Source organism: Chryseobacterium cucumeris, assembly GCF_001593385.1.
GTDB lineage: Bacteria > Bacteroidota > Bacteroidia > Flavobacteriales > Weeksellaceae > Chryseobacterium > Chryseobacterium cucumeris.
Genome location: NZ_LUVZ01000023.1, coordinates 280069 through 297981, shown reverse-complemented (window position 1 = coordinate 297981; position 17913 = coordinate 280069). Strand labels below are relative to the sequence as shown.

Below are 17913 nucleotides of genomic sequence, written 5' to 3'. Positions count from 1 at the left end.
TATGAAAGATAATGCAAAAAACAGTCGTAAAAAATGCTAATTTTTACAACATCATTAAAAACCAATGTATTTAAAAATAAAATCCGACAATGTAGGTACACATAACGATAAAAGGAAAGCCGGCAAATCTGCCGGCTTTCTTTCTATTTATAATTTTCAATGGCTTTATTGATGACATCGATCTGTTTGTTGATACTTGCTGCATTTTGTGGATTCTGTTTCAGCAGTTCCATTTTTTTGCTCAAACCATCTTTCAGCATCTGAACCATCATCATTTTAGCTTGTGGATTATCTGCCATCTGATTTTTGGCATATCCTGCTATTTTCGTAATGCTTTCCGTTGCTTTCAGGTTATCGGAAGTCATGATCCAGTTGAAACCGTCTTCCGCCGCTTTTCCCAATTCCGGATTCTGGAATTTAATGAAGGGGTAAAAAGTAGCCAGAGGCGCAATATTTTCTATCTGAGAGGTAATTTTGTTTTTAACAATAATCGGAAGTAATTGTGCTCTGAGTTCGTCTGATACTCCTTTCATATCAATTTTATCAGCCAGATTGCCGGCTTTTGACGGGTCAATAGAAAGAAGCGCACTCAAAGAACTTCCTTTTACTGCATTGGAAACAGCATTCACTCCTTTTTCAAATAAAGGAAGGTATTTTTTATCTTTTGTTTTTCCTAAAGCCGTAATAGCTGCAGCTTGAGTCAATGTTTTCGGATCATTGGAAGCCAGTTTTTCAACTTCAGCACCCAATGCTTTCATTTGTTCAGGATTAGTAAGGTCTATTAAGTTTAATGCTTTTATTCTTACTCTGAAGAAAGGATCTTTTAATGCAGCAGCCAGTAATTTTACAACAGCAGGACTTTTCCCAGCCTGATCTTTAATTCCGTTTAAAGCAAGATATCTGCTTTTGAACTCTTTAGAATTGGTAAACTGCATCAGATTTTGTTCCGGAGTTTTAGTATCGGTGATTTCGGCTAATAAAACACCATCTGCATTAATATTTACCAGATCAGGAGCTTTAGAAACATCAAAACTAAATGTATTTTTTGATTCCGCATTTACCCAAACATTATATCTTTTAGGTTTTCCGTTGTCATATACATCAATCGCCAGAGGAAATTCAAATGGCTTTTCCTGTGTTTGATTAATTGTAACAGCAACCTGCTTTTTCACGGGCTCAAATGTGGAGGTGTAATTGATCTTCGGATTTCCGTTTCCGAAATACCATTGATTAAAGAACCAGTTCAGGTCTTTACCGGATACTTTTTCAAAAGAAAGCCTTAATTGATGAGCTTCTGCATTCTGATATTCGTTAGTTTTCAGATAATCATTCATTCCGGCAAAGAAGGCATCATCTCCAAGATAGTTTCTCAGCATATTTAAAATACCTCCTCCCTTCTGATAGGTTACCAGGTCAAAAACGTCTTCACGGGATTCATAATTGAACCTAACCAGATTCTTATTAAAGTCGGTTGGGTTGTGAAGATAATTATTCACATCTGTCATCAGGTGATAATCTGCCTGATCTTTTCCGTATTTGTATTCATTCCAAAGGTATTCGGAATAGTTAGCAAAGGATTCATTGACGGTAAGATTACTCCAGCTTTCTGCTGTAACAAGATCTCCAAACCAATGATGGAACAGTTCATGGGCAATGGTATCTTCCCATGTATTTTCATCGATAAGCTGCCCCGGTTTCTGCAGGATATCACTTCCATGAAGAGTGGCTGTGGTATTTTCCATTGCACCACTTACATAATCTCTTCCGGAAATCTGGGCATATTTCGCCCATGGATAGTCATAATTCAGTTTTTTGGAGAAAAAGTCGATCATTTCCGGAGTATTTCCGTAGATCTGTTTAGCATAAGGCTCGTATTCCTTTTCAATATAATAATCAACAGGAATGTTTTTCCATTTGTCTTTTACAACAGCATATTCTCCTACGCCCATAAAGAAAAGATAAGTAGAATGTCTCTTGTCCATCACCCAATGATCGGTTCTAAGTCCATTGGATTCTTTTTTAGAATCTTTCATAAGACCGTTTGAAAGCGTTACATATTTATCAGGAACTGTCATATAGATTTCCTGTGTTGTCTTTTGGTTGGGTTTATCAATAGTAGGAAACCATGCTGAAGAAGATTCTGTTTCTCCCTGTGTCCAGATTTGTGTTGGTGTGTTAGGATCTTTTCCTTGAGCGTTTATGAAATACAGCCCTTTCTCATCATTGATTGCCATGCTCCCCTGTTGTTTCACTTCATTCGGGCGGGAGGTATATTTGATGTAAACTGTATAATCCTGATTTCTCTGATAGGTTTTATCCAGTGTAATTTTTAGAATATCGTCTTTATATTCGTATTTTAAAGGAGACATTTTGCCGTTGTTATCAAGAGCCACTTCATGAATCAGCATTCCTTTTGCATCAAGGGTAAGCTCATTGGTGGCATAGAAGTAAGGTGAAGCGGTAAGCCATTCTTCCCCATTCATCTGTTCTTTCTGATAATCAAAATTCACTTTCAGTTTTGTGTGCTTAAGCTCCGTTACTTTCGTGTGGGTAGCTCTGTACACTTTTTCTCTTCCTGAAGTTTCGGTTTGTGCTGATACATTGGCGGAACATAAAATTCCAAGTATAGCGATTGATAAAATGGCCTTTCTCATCGGTCTGCTTTATTATTTTTTTATGATTATATCGAAAATGTCATTAACTAGGGTTTCATAGTCACCCGTTTTAAGCTGTTCCTTCGTTTTTGCAAACGCTTTTTTGAGTTCACTTTCAGGGTTTTCGTCATCCACTATTTCTGCGGATGCCACACCTTTCAGCTGAAGTACTGCATTCTTCAGTGCTTCAATATCTGCATTTTCTTCAATATTAATTTTTAAATACTTCATAATTTATTTTTAAGCATTTCAAATTTATGATTTACTACCAGCCAGTGAATGGCCCTACAAAAAGGAATTCAAAGAAGCGGAGTTGTTCTTTCAAATGTAAGAAACAATTACCAAAAGAAAGTGTGCTAAAGTATTTATATTCTGATTTCCAACTTATGGATACAGATAATGCCGTCTACTCATGTTAAAATAATAGACGTAAATAAAAAAGATAAAGTGATGTAAGAATATTAAATGGCTACAGGAGCTTTGATCCCCGGATGCGGATCATAATTTTCTAAAATAAAGTCTTCGAAATCGAAATCAAAGATATTTTTAACGTCAGGATTCAATTTCATAGTCGGAAGTGCTTTTGGCTCTCTTCCAAGTTGTCTGTTAACCTGTTCAAAATGATTGTTATAAATATGAACATCTCCAAAGCTGTGAACATAATCCCCTACTTCAAGATCACATACCTGCGCTACCATCATCAGCAGCAATGCATAACTTGCAATATTGAACGGTACACCAAGGAAAACATCGGCACTTCTCTGATAAAGCTGCAGCGATAATTTACCATCAGCTACGTAGAACTGGAACAAGGCATGACAAGGAGCCAAAGCCATGTTAGGAATTTCTGCAACATTCCATGCTGATACGATAAGTCTTCTGGAATCCGGATTTTTTTTAATCTGGTCAATTACTTCTGTAATCTGATCTACCACTTTCCCGTCTGCACCACTCCAGCTTCTCCACTGCGCCCCGTAAACAGGTCCAAGATCTCCATTTTCATTGGCCCATTCATCCCAGATACTTACTCCGTTATCTTTAAGATATTTAATATTGGTATCTCCTTTCAGAAACCAAAGTAACTCATAGATAATGGATTTCAAATGCACTTTTTTTGTGGTTACCAAAGGAAATCCTTTTGACAGATCATATCTCAGCTGATAACCGAAAACACTTCTTGTTCCAGTGCCGGTTCTATCAGTTTTATCCGTTCCGTTGTCTAAAATATGCTGTAAAAGATCCAGGTAGTTTTGCATTTTGAATGAGATTTTAAGTTCCAAATTTAGTAAAAACCAATAAAAAAAGCACCCACTTTTATGAATGCTTTTTATAGAGACAATGATTATTATCTATTAAACAACTGTATATCTGCAATCTAACAGATCATAATTTTACCATATATTTTCAATAGTCTGATAAATGGTGTTGACAATGAAATTTTCTCCTGCTTTTTTATTATACATGATTTTCACCAAAGGAGATTCTGCAGAAACCGTCATGATTTTCTGATTTTCAAAAATAATTTCTCCCATAGAAACTGCTACGTAAAATAGTCCTTTATCTGTTTTTACCAAAGCTCCGTTCTGAACTTTTTCCGAAGGATCAGAAGTTATTTTCTGCAAAACAGCCTGCTGATTCAGGACTTCATTGAGCTGTCTCTGCAAATTATTGATTTCCTGCTGAAGCATTTCTCTTCCGGTTTCATATTTATCACCCATTGAGCTTTTGGTGTCGTTATTGGAAGCCCGTGTTTCTGCAATAAGGTTTTCAAAGTATTGGATTTTGTCAGCAGCTTTTGCTTTGATGATATTGATTATTTCCTGTTTGTTCATTGTAATGGTGGATTTTTATTGTAGGGCAGATAACCACCCCGTCAAAATCTGTGATTTTGACACCCCTCCAGAGGAGGGGAAATGAGTACGCTAAAAGACTAATTGTTAATAATTAGTGCTTCAACCGAAAGTTCAGAGGTTTTTATTGCTTACTTTTCAAATACGGCATAACCAGAAACTTTGAAACTAAAGTCTTTTCCATTACTGAAATCTCTTTTCGTTTTATCAAAAACATTTCTGAATATTCCTGATAAGTGTTCGTCTTCAACAGAAAAGCTAACAGGTTCTTTTGACATATTCAAAACTACCAGTACTTCATCTTTTCCATTTTTCCTTACATAAGCAAGAATTTTATCGTTCGCTGTGGTATTCAGCAGATAGGTAGTTACATTAGGATCTCCACCTCTTAAAGCAGGGTTGACAGCTTTTAAATCCAATAGTGTTTTATAGAAATCAGCAACCTGATACGCATTGGTCCACTTAATAACATCTTTCTCGAAAAATTCCAGTCTCTTCATGTTCGGAAGTTCCTGTCCAGAATATAATAATGGCACACCATTCCATGTCGCAGAGAATACTGCCATAGGCTTTGTAATCACTCCATATTTTTCATATTCGGTTCCGTTCCACGAGTTTTCATCATGATTTGTAGTAAACCAGGCTCTCATCGATGTATCTCCGATATTAGAATACTGTCTCAAAAGATCTTTTAATTCCTGAAGAGGTTCATTCTTTTTATAATAATCGGCAGATTTGTGCATCCATTTCCAGGAATAACTTGCGTCGAAAACTTTACCATATTCCGGGCTTTCCAGTTCATCGAACTCTCCCAGCCAGAAAAGAGGTTTTATTTTTTCCACTTCAGGACGTGCCTGTTCCCAGAAATCGACTTCTACCCATGAAGCAAGATCACATCTGAAACCATCAATATTGGTTTCTTGTACCCAATATTTCATGGCATCTATCATGGCCAGACGCATTTCCTGATTTTTATAATCCAATTCAATAATATCATCCATTCCGGAAGCAATATGGAATTTTCCGTCGGGGTCTTTAAGATAAAATTCAGGGTGTGTTTTGGTCCAAACATGATCCCAGCCAGTATGATTGGCTACCCAGTCAATGATTACTTTGAATCCCAGTCTGTGTGCCTCATTCACCATATCTTTAAAATCCTGCAGTGTTCCGAATTCAGGATTAATGGAAGTATAATCTGAAGCCGCATAAGGACTGCCCATACTTCCTTTTTTATTCTGTTGGGCAATTGGTGTGATCGGCATAAACCAAAGGGTTTTTATTCCCATAGATTTCAGGCGGGGCATTTCTTTTGCAAATGCTTTGAAAGTTCCTTCCTGAGTATATTGTCGTATGTTTACTTCGTAGATATTTGTAGTATGTTTCCAATCTTTTGGCAGTTCTGTCATCTTCCTGATATTTTTTTGAGTGGTACAGGAAACAATTCCCAGACCAATTACAGCTAACAAAATTAATTTTTTCATTAAACTATTTTTAACAAAAATAAGGATTGTTTTTGGGGTAAAAGGGTAAAAAGGCAAAATCGTTAAAAGCAGAATGATAATTTGCATTATTTAGCATAAAAAAGCCCCGGATCTAAATCCAGGGCCAGTATATTGTATGATTATCTTTCATCATCATTGTCATCCTCATCATCAAAGACATCGTCATTGTAATCTTCTTCTTCCTCATCATCAAAGCTGTCATCATCTTCATCCGAAAAGTTTCCACCCGCTACGAAATCGTCATCAAAACCAAATTCATCATCTACCAACGGCATTGCTGATTTCTTTTTGCCACCTCCGGCACCTCCGTTTTTGCTAGGAGCCTTTAAAGGAACGTTTCCGAATCTGTATACGGTAATAGGATAATTAACTCCTTTTGTTTCTTCAATAACTTCTACAAGCTCGCAGAAGAACTCCCAAAGATCAAGAAGCCCATACTGGAACTGTGCTTTGTCGCCTACGTTTTCAAAAGCTTCATCTATATAAACATCTGACATGATCTCACCATCACCATCATCACTCATATCTTCCAATGGGACACTTTTTACGATTGTTCCGTCATCTTCTAACAGATTAAAAGTAGAAAGCTCATCTCCCTGCAGACTGAATGCACTTTTAATTCCTAAATGTAAGTTCCATAACGTTTGTTTTCCCTTAACTTCGACATCACGGAAAATATCCTCTTTCGCATCTAATATTACGCGGATTTTGTAAACCATATCAGTTTCTTAAATTACTTTTTTGCCTTTATAATTATGATAAATCTCTGTTGCAAATATATAATAAATGACATGTGACAAAAAAATATTTCAGGATTTTTTAAAATATTTTTTTTTCTTACATTTTGCCGGAATTATTTACTTTTTTCAAGCATAAAACTGAACTTCGTCCCTTCAAGGTAGACACTTTCTACGGTAATGTTTTCATTGTGTGCTTCAAGGATGTGCTTTACAATGGCCAATCCAAGTCCTGAACCGCCTTCTCTTCTGCTTCTGCTGGTTTCCACACGATAAAATCTTTCGAAGATTCTTGGAAGAATTTCAGATTTGATTCCCATTCCGTTATCTATCACCTCTATCAGCACCTTATTTTTCAGAATGCTGGTTTTTACGATCACTTTCGCTTCCTGTCTGTTGGCATAATGAATGGCATTGGAGATCAGATTAATAAAAACCTGAGAAATTTTCTGTTTATCGGCTTCTACAAAGATCTGTGGATGAAGAGTCTGAATCTGTAATGTTGTATTTCTTTTTTCGGCTTCAAGATCAAGTAAGTCGAAGATTTCCTTGATCAGAAGGTTGACATCAAATTTTGAAACGGTAAGATTGATTTCACCGGCTTCCAGCCTGTTAATCATATCAAGATCTGTCACAATAGCGATCAGTCTTTCTACCGATTTATCAATTCTTTCGAGATATTTGTCGCGGATGGTAAGATTATCCACTCCACCATCTCTTAAAGTCTCTACATATCCCTGAATAGAAAATAATGGAGTTTTAAGCTCATGAGAAACATTTCCGATGTATTCTTTACGATAACTTTCCATCTCTTTCATCATATCAATTTCTGATACCTGCTGTTGATTCAGATCTGAGAATCTTTCGCCTAATTCTTTGATGGTGATATTTTCGTCGTGATTCTGCACTATTTCCTGCGGCAGAAATCCGGAAAGACCTTTAACCTGTTTTCTGCTGTAGTAATTGAAAAGGAGTTCCAGTACTACACAGTTGATCAGGAAGATCAGAATAATACAGATGAAAAGACCCGTTTTGAACAAAGGGGTCTCATAATAGATATCTTTCAGCGAATCGAATACGACACCTAAAAGGAGCATTACCAGTGTCAGCAGACACGAGGCAACAAGGGTAAGTCTGTAAAATTTCAATTTTACAACGTTTTAATGATTGAACGTAAAGTTAAGATTTTTAAATAATTAAACGATCAGTTTATATCCAATCCCTTTTAATGTCTGAATCGTATTGATTCCCAGTTTTTCTCTTAGTCTTCTGATGTGAACATCAATAGTTCTTTCCCCTACAATCACATCATTACCCCAAACTTTCTCCAGAATCTCTTCTCTTTTGAAAACTTTTTCAGTATTGGAAGCCAAAAGGTAAAGCAAATCAAATTCTTTTTTGGGAAGAAGAAATTGCTGTCCGCTTTTGGAAACTCTGAAGTTATCTTTATCGATAACAAGGTCACCGATTTCAATAAGTTTTGCATTGTCAGACACCTGAGAGGTTAGCTGTAATAATGCATTCACTTTAGAAATAAGGATTTTCGGCTTGATCAGTTTTACAATGTAATCATTGGCTCCTGCCTGAAAACCTGCTAATTGAGAAAACTCTTCGCTTCTTGCAGAAAGGAACACAATAAGTGTTTTTTGCAGTTCTTTCACTTTACGAAGTTCCTGACAGGTTTCTATACCATCTTTTTCAGGCATCATGACATCTAATAAGATAAGATCCGGAACAATTTCCTTCGCTTTTTCTATACCTTCGTTACCATTGGTAGCGGTATAGATATCATACCCTTCCTTTTCCAAATTGTAAGACAGAATCTCTAAAATGTCCAGTTCATCGTCTATTAAAAGAATTTTTTTGCTCATCTTCTAGTTTAAGAATTCCCACAAAATTAATTATTTCAATTGATTTCATCTATCTGCCAAATGTTAACTAATTATTAAAAAACAACATTTTAAACACTAATTACAAAATCAATAAAAAAACTAACAAATAATTATACACAAATCAAATATAAGGAATAATAATTAACATTAAAACAAAAATTGTAATTATATAAATTAAACATCGATAAGTATAAAAGTCACGCTCCTGTTAATACAAACTTCATAATTAATTAAGATTCTCCTAAAGTTTTCTTAAAAACTTAGCCTTTATTTTGCCCTTGAAAAAGAAGTAAAAGAAGTAATAATGAAAAAACAACTCCACAAGAGCATCATGCTACTTGCCTTGTTTTCTGCTGGCTATGCTTTTGCACAAAGTCAGATTTTGGAAGGTAGGGTATTGGACGAGAAAGACAATTCTCCTATAGAAGGGGTAAAAGTAAAAGTAAATGGCCAGGAAGTAACTACTGACATTTCCGGATACTACTCTATCAACCTTTCTCCCGGAGCCAATTACATCGTAACGGTAAGTTCCAACGGGTATAACAGAAAAGAGATCAGTGAGGTTATTATAAAGAATGAAGGTAATACTCATCTTGACATCGTTCTGGATAAGCCATCTACCAAAGAAAAAGAAATTGAGGGAGTTGTCATAAAATCAAATGCAAGAAAAGAAACCATAGCCTCTACCATCGGTTTACAAAAGAACGCAGGTGTAGTTTCTCAGGTTATTGGTGTTGAAGCGATCAAAAGAAGTCCGGACAGGAACACAGGTGAAGTTCTGAAAAGAGTTTCCGGAGTGAGTTTATTTGACGGAAAATATATTGTAGTAAGAGGTTTATCAGACCGTTATAACCAGGCGATGCTGAATGGTATTCAGTTATCCAGCACGGAGCCTGACAGAAAGACTTTCTCTTTTGACCTTTTCCCTGCGAATGTTATCGAAACCCTTGTTATCAACAAAACGTTCATTCCTGAATATACAGGTGAATGGGGCGGTGCATTGATTCAGGTAAATACGAAAGACATTCCTAATAAAAATTTCTTCAATGTACAGGTAGGTGTAGGTGGAAACACCGCTACTATGGGACAGGAATTCCATATGCAGAAAGGAGGAAAGTGGGACTTTTTAGGAATCGATGACGGTTACAGAAAACTTCCTACCAATATGCCTGCAAAAAATGCTTTCAGTATTCTGACTGAAGCACAGAAAACAGAGATTGGTAAAGGATATACAAAGAATCTTGGATACAACAGTATCGGTTATCCTGAAAACTTAAGTTTACAACTTGACGGAGGTTTCAATACGAAATTATTCGGAAAAGATTTAGGAGTAATTGCTGTTTTAAACTATAGTAACAACAAAAGAAGAACGGAGTCTACCAACCGTTTCTTTACCATCAACAACCAGCTTGCTGATACCAACTTCGATTATTTTACAGAAAAATACAGCAATGATATTATTTTAGGAGGGATGTTGAACCTTTCTTTAAAGCTGAACAACAACAACAAAATTTCCCTGAAGAATATCATTACTAATAATACAGTAAACCACATGTCCTTCAGAACAGGAAAGGACTTTGAATTTGATCCGATTAACGGTACCAATATCATGGCAAGGGAAATTGGATTTAAAGAAACAACTTTCTATAACTCTACCCTTTCCGGTAATCATAAAATTGATGTTCTTGGCGGATTAACCGTAAACTGGTACGGAAGTTTCGGAATCCTTGATCAGTATATTCCTTTGCTGCAGCGTTTACAGTATAACCAATATACAAACATGCCGGGAAGTCCTTATTTAGCTTTGATTTCCAACGGTCTTTCCCAAAAATCAGGAAGTGTATTCTACTCTACTCTGAGCGACTATCTGTATAATGCAGGAGGTGACGTATCCAAGACGTTTACGATGTTCGGACAAAAGCAAACGATCAAAGGAGGTTATTTATTCCAGGTTAAAGACAGAATATACAACTCAAGACCATTCTCTGTAAGACTTGAAAACTTCAATCAGGGATTACTTTCCCAGCCTTTTGAAACCATCTTCAATCCTGGTAACTTCGGAACCAACGGAGGATTTACATTTGATGAAATTGCTGGAAACCAGTACAGATATATTGCCAATACCATCCTTAACGCAGGATACTTACAGTTTGACAATAACTTCACACCATGGTTAAGAGCTGTCTGGGGATTAAGAGTGGAGAACTTTGACCAGTTGGTAGGTAGCACAAAAAAGAGTGATGACCGTTTTGTAAACACTCGTGTTACAGATTTCTTACCTGCTGTGAATTTAACATTCAAGGTAAATCCTAAAATGAATATCCGTCTTGCGGGTTCACAAACTGTTGTAAGACCGGAATTCAGAGAGGTTTCTCCTTTGGCATATTATGATTTTGACCTTGGAGCAACTGTAATCGGTAACAAATCTATCGAAAGAACTAAAATAACGAGTGCCGATCTTCGTTGGGAATTCTACCCAAGAAACGGGGAAATTATATCCGTGGCAGGTTTCTATAAAAACTTCAAAAAGCCTATCGAATTATACTTCAACCAATCAGGGGTAGGAACAAGTAACACTTTCAACTACCTTAACGTAGATAAAGCGGATGCTTATGGATTGGAAGTTGAAGCCAGAAAAAAACTGGATTTTGTAAGTGCTCTTAAAAACTTTACCCTTGGTGGAAACGTAGCATTAATCAAAAACAGAGTAACAGACGAAGCTACCAATATTGACAGACCAATGCAGGGACAATCTCCATATACTGTCAACCTAAGTCTTCAGTATGACACTGAAAAATCAGGATGGTCTTCAACGCTATTATTCAACATGATCGGAAGAAGAATCCTTTACGTAGGAAACGATCAGGTTCCACCAATCTGGGAAGCACCTAGACCTCTTCTGGATTTCCAGCTTGCTAAAAAACTATGGAGCAACAAGGGAGAGATCAAGCTGAATGTTTCAGATATCCTGAACCGTCGTGCTAAATTCTACCATGACCTGAATGACAATGGCAAGTATGACAGCAAAGATGCTCTTGCTATTGAAAGACTTACAGGAACCAATATCAGTTTAACACTGGGATACAATTTTTAATTCACTCAACAAATAATCTAATAAATAATTTAATTCTTTATAACATGAAAAAGTTCGTTTTATATTCTTTAATGCTTGGCGCTCTAGTATCAACTACCGCATGTAGAAATATAGAAGAAGATGGACCTACCATTATTCAAAATGGAGGTAATGGAAACGGAGACACTGAAAACCTTATTCTTTCAGGAAAAATCACTTCCAATACTACACTTAAAGCCAATAAAATCTATAAGCTGAGAGGACTGGTATATGTAACTAACGGAGCTACTTTAACGATCGAGCCAGGTACAAAGATTGTAGGTGAAGCTGATAAAAACGGAGCTTTAATCATTACAAGAGGAAGCAAAATCATGGCAGAAGGAACTGCTGCCAATCCTATTATCTTCACTTCAGAGAAAGCAAGTCCTAAAAGAGGAGACTGGGCAGGTGTAGTAATCTTAGGAAATGCTCCTACTAATGCATCTTTCGGAGGAACAAACGGCGTTGGAGAAATTGAAGGAGGTATTAACAACTCTGAAGGTCTTGGACTTTATGGAGGAAATAATGCTGCTGACAACAGTGGAGTATTAAAATATGTAAGAATAGAATATGCAGGATATGCATTCTTACCAGATAAAGAGATCAACGGACTTACATTCGGTGGTGTAGGTAGCGGAACTACAGTGGATTATGTAGAAGTTGCTTATGCTAACGATGACAGTTTTGAGTGGTTCGGAGGAACAGTAAACTGTTCTCACCTTATTTCTTATAAAGGTCTTGATGACGATTTCGATACTGACAACGGGTATTCAGGAAATGTACAGTTTGGTATCGCAGTAAGAGATTCTCAGGTAGCTGACGTTTCCGGTTCTAACGCATTTGAATCTGATAATGATGCCAACGGTTCTACTTTAACGCCTCAGACTTCAGCTACATTCTCTAACATGACGATTATCGGGCCAATCAACTCTGCTGCTCCGGGATCAATCAATGCGTTATTCCAGAATGCATTACAGATCAGAAGAAACTCTTCTATCTCTGTATTCAACTCTGTATTTACAGGATTCCCGGTTGGTTTATTCATTGATGCTACTAAAGGATCTCCAACGGATAACAACATCGTAGGTAACAAATTATTCTTTGAAAACAACGTTTTAGCAGGAAATACAACTCCTTTAAAATTCGGACCATCTACATCTACTCCGACAACATATACATTAAACGATCTTACGACTTGGTTTAATGCTAAAGGAAATACAATTCTTGCTTCTACAGCTGATGTAAAACTTGCTGGTGCATGGGCTCCTGCAGGAACTACACCAAACTTTACTCCTAATGCAGGTTCTCCATTGTTAACAGGTGGAGCGTTTACAAACCCTAAATTAGCAACCTGGTTTACACAGGTTACTTACAGAGGTGCTGTAAAAGATGCCACTGATACTTGGTATGCAGGATGGACTAACTTTAACTTATAACATCATCATATAAGTACCTAGATTTAATTTCAAATAAAAGGCCTTCGGAAATATTTTCTGAGGGCTTTTTTTATTGTTAAAAATGGTATTAATCCAAACATTTTAAATAGTGATTTAAAAATATCTTTTTACATTTATTTCACAATTTTAAAATCATCAATATCTTAAAACATTAATATTATGCTTATTGAAAATCCCGAAATACTGTTAATTGCATTTTTACTGTTTGCAATATTAAACATCTATACAATTAGAGATATTTTGAAAAATAAAAATCTAAGTAAACGACAAAAAAATAATTATGTCTGGTTACAGTTTGGATTCCCTATAATAGGAGCAATTATGTATTTTACTGACAAAAAAGTCATAAAGCAAAATTAAAATAATCATTAATAATTGAAAATAAAAAAGGGCTATTTCAAAACCAGATGCCCCTTTTTCATCATTATTCTCTGCTTTTACAGAATTCTGCATACTTCAATATTACGGGGTGTTCACATTACAAAATCTGAAGTTGGTCATTTCAACAGTTATTTTCTTTTGTCTGACCACGAATTTTCACAGATTATCACAGATTCTTAGTAGGTTTTGGCTAAAGCCAGAGGATTTTTTAACTAATTTCAAACGGGCTAAAGCCCGTTCCTATTGAATATAAAAAATTCGAAGTTCACAATAAAAATCCCCAAACTCAAAACTCGAATCACGAATCTCAAAACCCGAAACCCGCACCCCATTCAAAAAAAGCCACCAGAAAAACTTCCGATGGCAGTTACAAAAAACAAGTGTATAAAAATATATATACTTCACATTAATTTCTCCAAAATAAATTCCCGTCATTCATCAGGGCTTTTATTTCAGACATTCTGGAAACAGCTTCTGCAGAGCATGAAGCATCTGTCAGAACAATTGCTGCTTCATCACCGGCTTTTGGCCATTGCTGCTTTCCTTTTTCATCCAGAGGAAGAGTGCTTTGAGTAGCAAACTGCAAGGCTCTTGATAAGGCATATTCCGTAGCATAACCATACAGCTCTGCAATAAGATTTGCTTTCTGCAGCATATTTCCCGATCCGAAGGTACTCCAGTAGTCCTGTACATTATCATTTCCGATCAATACATTAACCCCATATTTTTTCAGCGTTGGAATAGGCATTATTTTTCCTTTAAAAGGTACGGAAGAAACAATTCCCACTTTTCCGGCAGCCAGTCTTTCTGCAATCTGCTCTGTTTCTTTGGGTGAAAGATGGGCTAAAGCAAATGCATGGCTTACAAACGTTTTTCCCTGAAGTGCAGGGTTTTCCATCGCTTTATCAATCAGATAACTGATGGTTTTCATTCCAGACTCTCCTGCTTCGTGCAGGTGAATATCAATTCCTTTGTTGTGATCTAAAGCCAGCTGAACGGTAAAATCCATTACTTTCTCAATACTTCCATCAATACTTAAAGGATCCAGCCCACCAATGAATTCTACACTTTTCAACTGTGCTGCTTCTTTCATCAACGGAGCAGATTCCGTATAATACACTCCATGCTGTGGAAAAGCAACCAGCTCGGCTTTGAAAGAATCTCTTTTATTTTCAAGAGCCTGCTCAAGATGTTCCAGGGATTTCAATCCAGAGGTAGGATCAATATTAAAATGGGTTCTCGCAAAATGAGTTCCGTAATGCTGCTGCAAACTGATCAGCTGTTCTGCTCTGCTTACCGAAGTTTTCAGCAATTCAGGAATGATTTCCTGTTCATAGGCAATCATATCCTTCACGGTTCTTCTTTTCGGAGAAAGTGCCTGCCATGGAAGACCATACAGGGTTTTATCCAGATGAATATGCATGTCTCTGAAAGCAGGAAGCATCAGATAACCTTTTGCATCAATTGCTTTGGAAGCAGGATCATTAGCTTTTACTGTTTTTATTTTTCCGTCTTCAATTTCAATACTGAAAAGGCCTGTTTTTGTTCCGATAACCTCTTCATTTTCGTATTCAAAGCCAGTCTCCAGGCGGACATTTTTAAGGGAATAGTTTCCTTTTGCTGTTAATTGATAGGGAAATTGCATGATTTAAATTTTAACAATACAAAATTAACCCATGTTCAAGCTAAAACCGGTGTATCAATTATGTCTTGTTTTGTACAGATTATTCTTTAAACTGGGAAGGTGTCATTCCCGTTTGGGCTTTAAAGAATTTGGAAAAGCTGGCATGATCATAGAACCCGAGATCATAGACAATGTCTTTCACTGACATTTCGGAAACTTTCAACAGTCTTTTGGCTTCCAGTAAAATACGGTCCTGAATAAGGGATGAAGCTGAAGCATTGAGGTTTTTCTTGCAGACAATATTCAGATAATTGGCGGAAATATTCAGTTTATCTGCATAAAAAGAAACGGATCTTTCTGTTTTGAAATATTCATCAATAAGATGGAGAAACTTTGAAATAATAGGATTAGAATTGTAAATTTCAAAATCTTTGAAAGCACCCTCCACAGATTGGCTCACCAGCAAACCAATCAATTCACTTCTTTTTTGAATCAATTCCCAAAAGACTTTTTCCCCACTCAATTCTTTCTGGATAGCCTGAAATTCATACAGAAAAGTTTCAAAAACTTCTTTGGAAAGATTGATCACCGGATGATTCTGATAATACGAGGCAGAAAACCGTAATGAGGGCAGAAAACTTTCAAACCAATCTCTGCTGATCATCAGCTGATACCCGATGGTTTCTTTTTCAATCACCCATTGGTGTACCTGATCGGGAAAAACAAGATGAATCTGATGGTCTTTAACCTGATATTCTGTAAAATCTATGGTATGCGAACCTACTCCCTTCTCAAAAAGATTGATGATAAAAAAATCATGTTTGTGCGGATCATCAATGGAGCGCGCTCCTGAAAGTTCATTGAACAGCAGATTACAGCTTTTCAACTGATTATCACTAAATTCCTGAATTCCCAAAATAGGAAAATGATCTGTATGGTAAGCCACTCTGCCTGATTTTCTCCTAAAATTACTAAAATTTACGAGAGAAAAAACTAAAACAACCACAAAAGGAACAAAAGCTTTATTGTATCACGCTATCTTCATTTTTCATCTTCGTTCGTGACTTTCGTAAACTTGCATCCCCTTTATGGTTGAAAAAACACAACTAGATTATATATTAATTTATTTAATCCTTTTATTCTAAATTAAAAAACAACGTTTCCATCGTGAACTAAAGACTCTACCTCTGAAATTCTTGATACTGCTTCTGCAGAACAGCTTGCGTTGATCAATACAAAATTTGCTTTATCACCTGACTTTGGCCATTGCTGAGTTCCTCTATCATCCAGCGGAAGAATATTTCCTGTTGCCAGTTTTAAACTTCTCGACAATAAAAACTCTGTTGAATATCCATACAATTGAGCCATTAAATTGGCTTTCTGAAGGACACTTCCGGTTCCGAAGGTATTCCAGTGGTCTACAATGCTGTCATTCCCGGTAAGGACAGTTACGTTATGTTTGTAAAGCGTTGGAATAGGCATAATCAACCTTCCGAAAGGTATTGTAGAGACAATTCCGATCTGTGCGTCGCCCAATTTCTCAGCAATTTCTTCCTGTTTTGCGGCTTCTAATTTTCCAAGAACAAAACAGTGGCTTAAATAAGTTTTCCCTTTCAGAGCAGGGTTTTCAGTCACTTTTTTAATCAGATATTCTACCGTTCTCAATCCCGAGTCTCCGGTTTCGTGTAAGTGAATATCTATTCCTTTTTTATTGTCTAAAGCAAGCTGAACCGTGAAATCGATCACTTTTTCGATATCTCCGTCGATGTTGAACGGATCTACTCCACCGATAAAATCAATATCCATCTTCGCCGCTTCTTTCAAATAAGGTACGGAATCCGTATAGAACACACCGTGCTGTGGAAAAGCCACCAGCTCAGCTCCAAAGCCTTTCTTTTTGTTTTCTAAAGCTTTCTGAAGATTTTTTAATGACTGAAGTTTTGAAGTGGGTTCAATATTCACGTGACTTCTTGCAAAGGAAGTTCCCTTAGACTGTAATAACTCAATCAGTTTTTCGGCTTTGAAAGTTGAATTCTTCAGCATCTCAGGAAGCATTTTCTGCTCCAGTTCTATCATTCCTTTTATGCCTCCGGTTCTCTTTCTCACAGCCTGCCATTGATCACCATAAAAGGTTTTATCCAAATGGATGTGCATATCCTTAAATGCAGGAAGCATCAACAGTCCTTTTGCATCTACCGCTTTAGCATTAGGTTGATTGGGTGAAATCTTTATAATTTTTCCGTTCTCAACTTCAACATAAAATAGATCCGTTTGGGTAGAAGACACTTCCCCATCCTGGTATTCAAATCCTGTTTCCAGACGAACATTCTTAAGGCTCATTTTTCCTTTTATTGAAAGATTTTTCTCATCGAAAGGCGATGCAGTCATGATATTGGGTATTAAGGTGAGTCCCGCTACAGCCAACGCTGAGTTTCGGATGAAATCTTTACGGGAGATATTATTGTCTGAGGTCTTCATTTCCAATCTATTTAAGACAAAATTAAAAAGAAGTACCCTGAACGAAGTGTATGGTTTATTACAAAATCTGTATGATTTATACTTTGTGGTAATTCCCTGCTGAAATACTCAGTTTATCTTTCTACACTATAACTAAGAGTATCCCACAACGCTTGTCATTCCATAGGAATCCAGATTATGCTGTTTTTACTCTTCCAAAGATTGCGTTGATTTCTTTCAATCTAAA

At 36.6% G+C, this 17913-nt stretch carries 13 protein-coding genes; 2 read left to right on the top strand and 11 right to left on the bottom strand.

The genetic code is table 11. The features are described from left to right. Positions 1-143: 143 nt before the first annotated feature. From A1704_RS13795 to A1704_RS13760, 8 genes are all read right to left on the bottom strand, one after another. Positions 144-2654, bottom strand: a complete 2511-nt coding sequence (locus A1704_RS13795; protein ID WP_062674296.1) for a M1 family metallopeptidase — start codon at positions 2652-2654, stop codon at positions 144-146. A 12-nt stretch (positions 2655-2666) separates the two neighbouring features. Beyond that, positions 2667-2885 carry a hypothetical protein gene (locus A1704_RS13790; RefSeq protein ID WP_062674294.1) on the bottom strand — a complete coding sequence of 73 codons (219 nt, stop codon included), beginning with the start codon at positions 2883-2885 and terminating at the stop codon, positions 2667-2669. 230 nt (positions 2886-3115) lie between these two features. Then, positions 3116-3910, bottom strand: a complete 795-nt coding sequence (locus tag A1704_RS13785; RefSeq protein ID WP_062674291.1) for a thymidylate synthase — start codon at positions 3908-3910, stop codon at positions 3116-3118. A gap of 135 nt (positions 3911-4045) precedes the next feature. Then, positions 4046-4486, bottom strand: coding sequence for a hypothetical protein (locus A1704_RS13780; RefSeq protein WP_062674289.1), 441 nt, complete (start codon positions 4484-4486; stop codon positions 4046-4048). 149 nt (positions 4487-4635) lie between these two features. After that, positions 4636-5985, bottom strand: a complete 1350-nt coding sequence (locus A1704_RS13775) for an alpha-amylase family glycosyl hydrolase (protein ID WP_062674805.1) — start codon at positions 5983-5985, stop codon at positions 4636-4638. Positions 5986-6125: 140 nt separating this feature from the next. Then, entirely contained in the window at positions 6126-6725 is a 600-nt protein-coding gene (locus A1704_RS13770) for an IS1096 element passenger TnpR family protein (RefSeq protein ID WP_062674287.1), read from the bottom strand. A gap of 134 nt (positions 6726-6859) precedes the next feature. Continuing rightward, positions 6860-7891: a sensor histidine kinase gene (locus A1704_RS13765; protein ID WP_047434197.1), complete on the bottom strand. Its 1032-nt coding sequence runs from the start codon at positions 7889-7891 to the stop codon at positions 6860-6862. A 48-nt stretch (positions 7892-7939) separates the two neighbouring features. Continuing rightward, the gene (locus tag A1704_RS13760; RefSeq protein ID WP_002977493.1) at positions 7940-8614 is read right to left on the bottom strand and encodes a response regulator; all 675 of its coding nucleotides are present in this window, start codon (positions 8612-8614) and stop codon (positions 7940-7942) included. A gap of 325 nt (positions 8615-8939) precedes the next feature. On the opposite strand from A1704_RS13760, the gene A1704_RS13755 reads away from it, so the two are divergent. Continuing rightward, complete coding sequence (locus A1704_RS13755; protein WP_062674286.1) at positions 8940-11729, top strand: TonB-dependent receptor; 2790 nt, start codon at positions 8940-8942, stop codon at positions 11727-11729. A gap of 44 nt (positions 11730-11773) precedes the next feature. Continuing rightward, entirely contained in the window at positions 11774-13183 is a 1410-nt protein-coding gene (locus A1704_RS13750; RefSeq protein WP_062674285.1) for a hypothetical protein, read from the top strand. A gap of 808 nt (positions 13184-13991) precedes the next feature. Here A1704_RS13750 and A1704_RS13740 read toward each other — a convergent pair. The 3 genes from A1704_RS13740 to A1704_RS13730 form a co-directional block, all read right to left on the bottom strand. Beyond that, positions 13992-15230, bottom strand: coding sequence for an amidohydrolase (locus A1704_RS13740; RefSeq protein WP_062674280.1), 1239 nt, complete (start codon positions 15228-15230; stop codon positions 13992-13994). 79 nt (positions 15231-15309) lie between these two features. Beyond that, entirely contained in the window at positions 15310-16155 is an 846-nt protein-coding gene (locus tag A1704_RS13735) for an AraC family transcriptional regulator (RefSeq protein ID WP_062674278.1), read from the bottom strand. A 200-nt stretch (positions 16156-16355) separates the two neighbouring features. After that, complete coding sequence (locus A1704_RS13730) at positions 16356-17687, bottom strand: amidohydrolase (protein WP_062674276.1); 1332 nt, start codon at positions 17685-17687, stop codon at positions 16356-16358. Positions 17688-17913: the final 226 nt, after the last annotated feature.

Excerpts from the sequence above, each read along its gene's own strand:
- A1704_RS13770 (WP_062674287.1), bottom strand. The coding sequence starts at position 6,725 with ATGGTTTACAAAATCCGCGTAATATTAGATGCGAAAGAGGATATTTTC.
- A1704_RS13775 (WP_062674805.1), bottom strand. The coding sequence starts at position 5,985 with ATGAAAAAATTAATTTTGTTAGCTGTAATTGGTCTGGGAATTGTTTCC.
- A1704_RS13740 (WP_062674280.1), bottom strand. The coding sequence starts at position 15,230 with ATGCAATTTCCCTATCAATTAACAGCAAAAGGAAACTATTCCCTTAAA.
- A1704_RS13755 (WP_062674286.1), top strand. The coding sequence starts at position 8,940 with ATGAAAAAACAACTCCACAAGAGCATCATGCTACTTGCCTTGTTTTCT.
- A1704_RS13785 (WP_062674291.1), bottom strand. The coding sequence starts at position 3,910 with ATGCAAAACTACCTGGATCTTTTACAGCATATTTTAGACAACGGAACG.
- A1704_RS13760 (WP_002977493.1), bottom strand. The coding sequence starts at position 8,614 with ATGAGCAAAAAAATTCTTTTAATAGACGATGAACTGGACATTTTAGAG.
- A1704_RS13780 (WP_062674289.1), bottom strand. The coding sequence starts at position 4,486 with ATGAACAAACAGGAAATAATCAATATCATCAAAGCAAAAGCTGCTGAC.
- A1704_RS13750 (WP_062674285.1), top strand. The coding sequence starts at position 11,774 with ATGAAAAAGTTCGTTTTATATTCTTTAATGCTTGGCGCTCTAGTATCA.
- A1704_RS13730 (WP_062674276.1), bottom strand. The coding sequence starts at position 17,687 with ATGAAGACCTCAGACAATAATATCTCCCGTAAAGATTTCATCCGAAAC.
- A1704_RS13790 (WP_062674294.1), bottom strand. The coding sequence starts at position 2,885 with ATGAAGTATTTAAAAATTAATATTGAAGAAAATGCAGATATTGAAGCA.
- A1704_RS13795 (WP_062674296.1), bottom strand. The coding sequence starts at position 2,654 with ATGAGAAAGGCCATTTTATCAATCGCTATACTTGGAATTTTATGTTCC.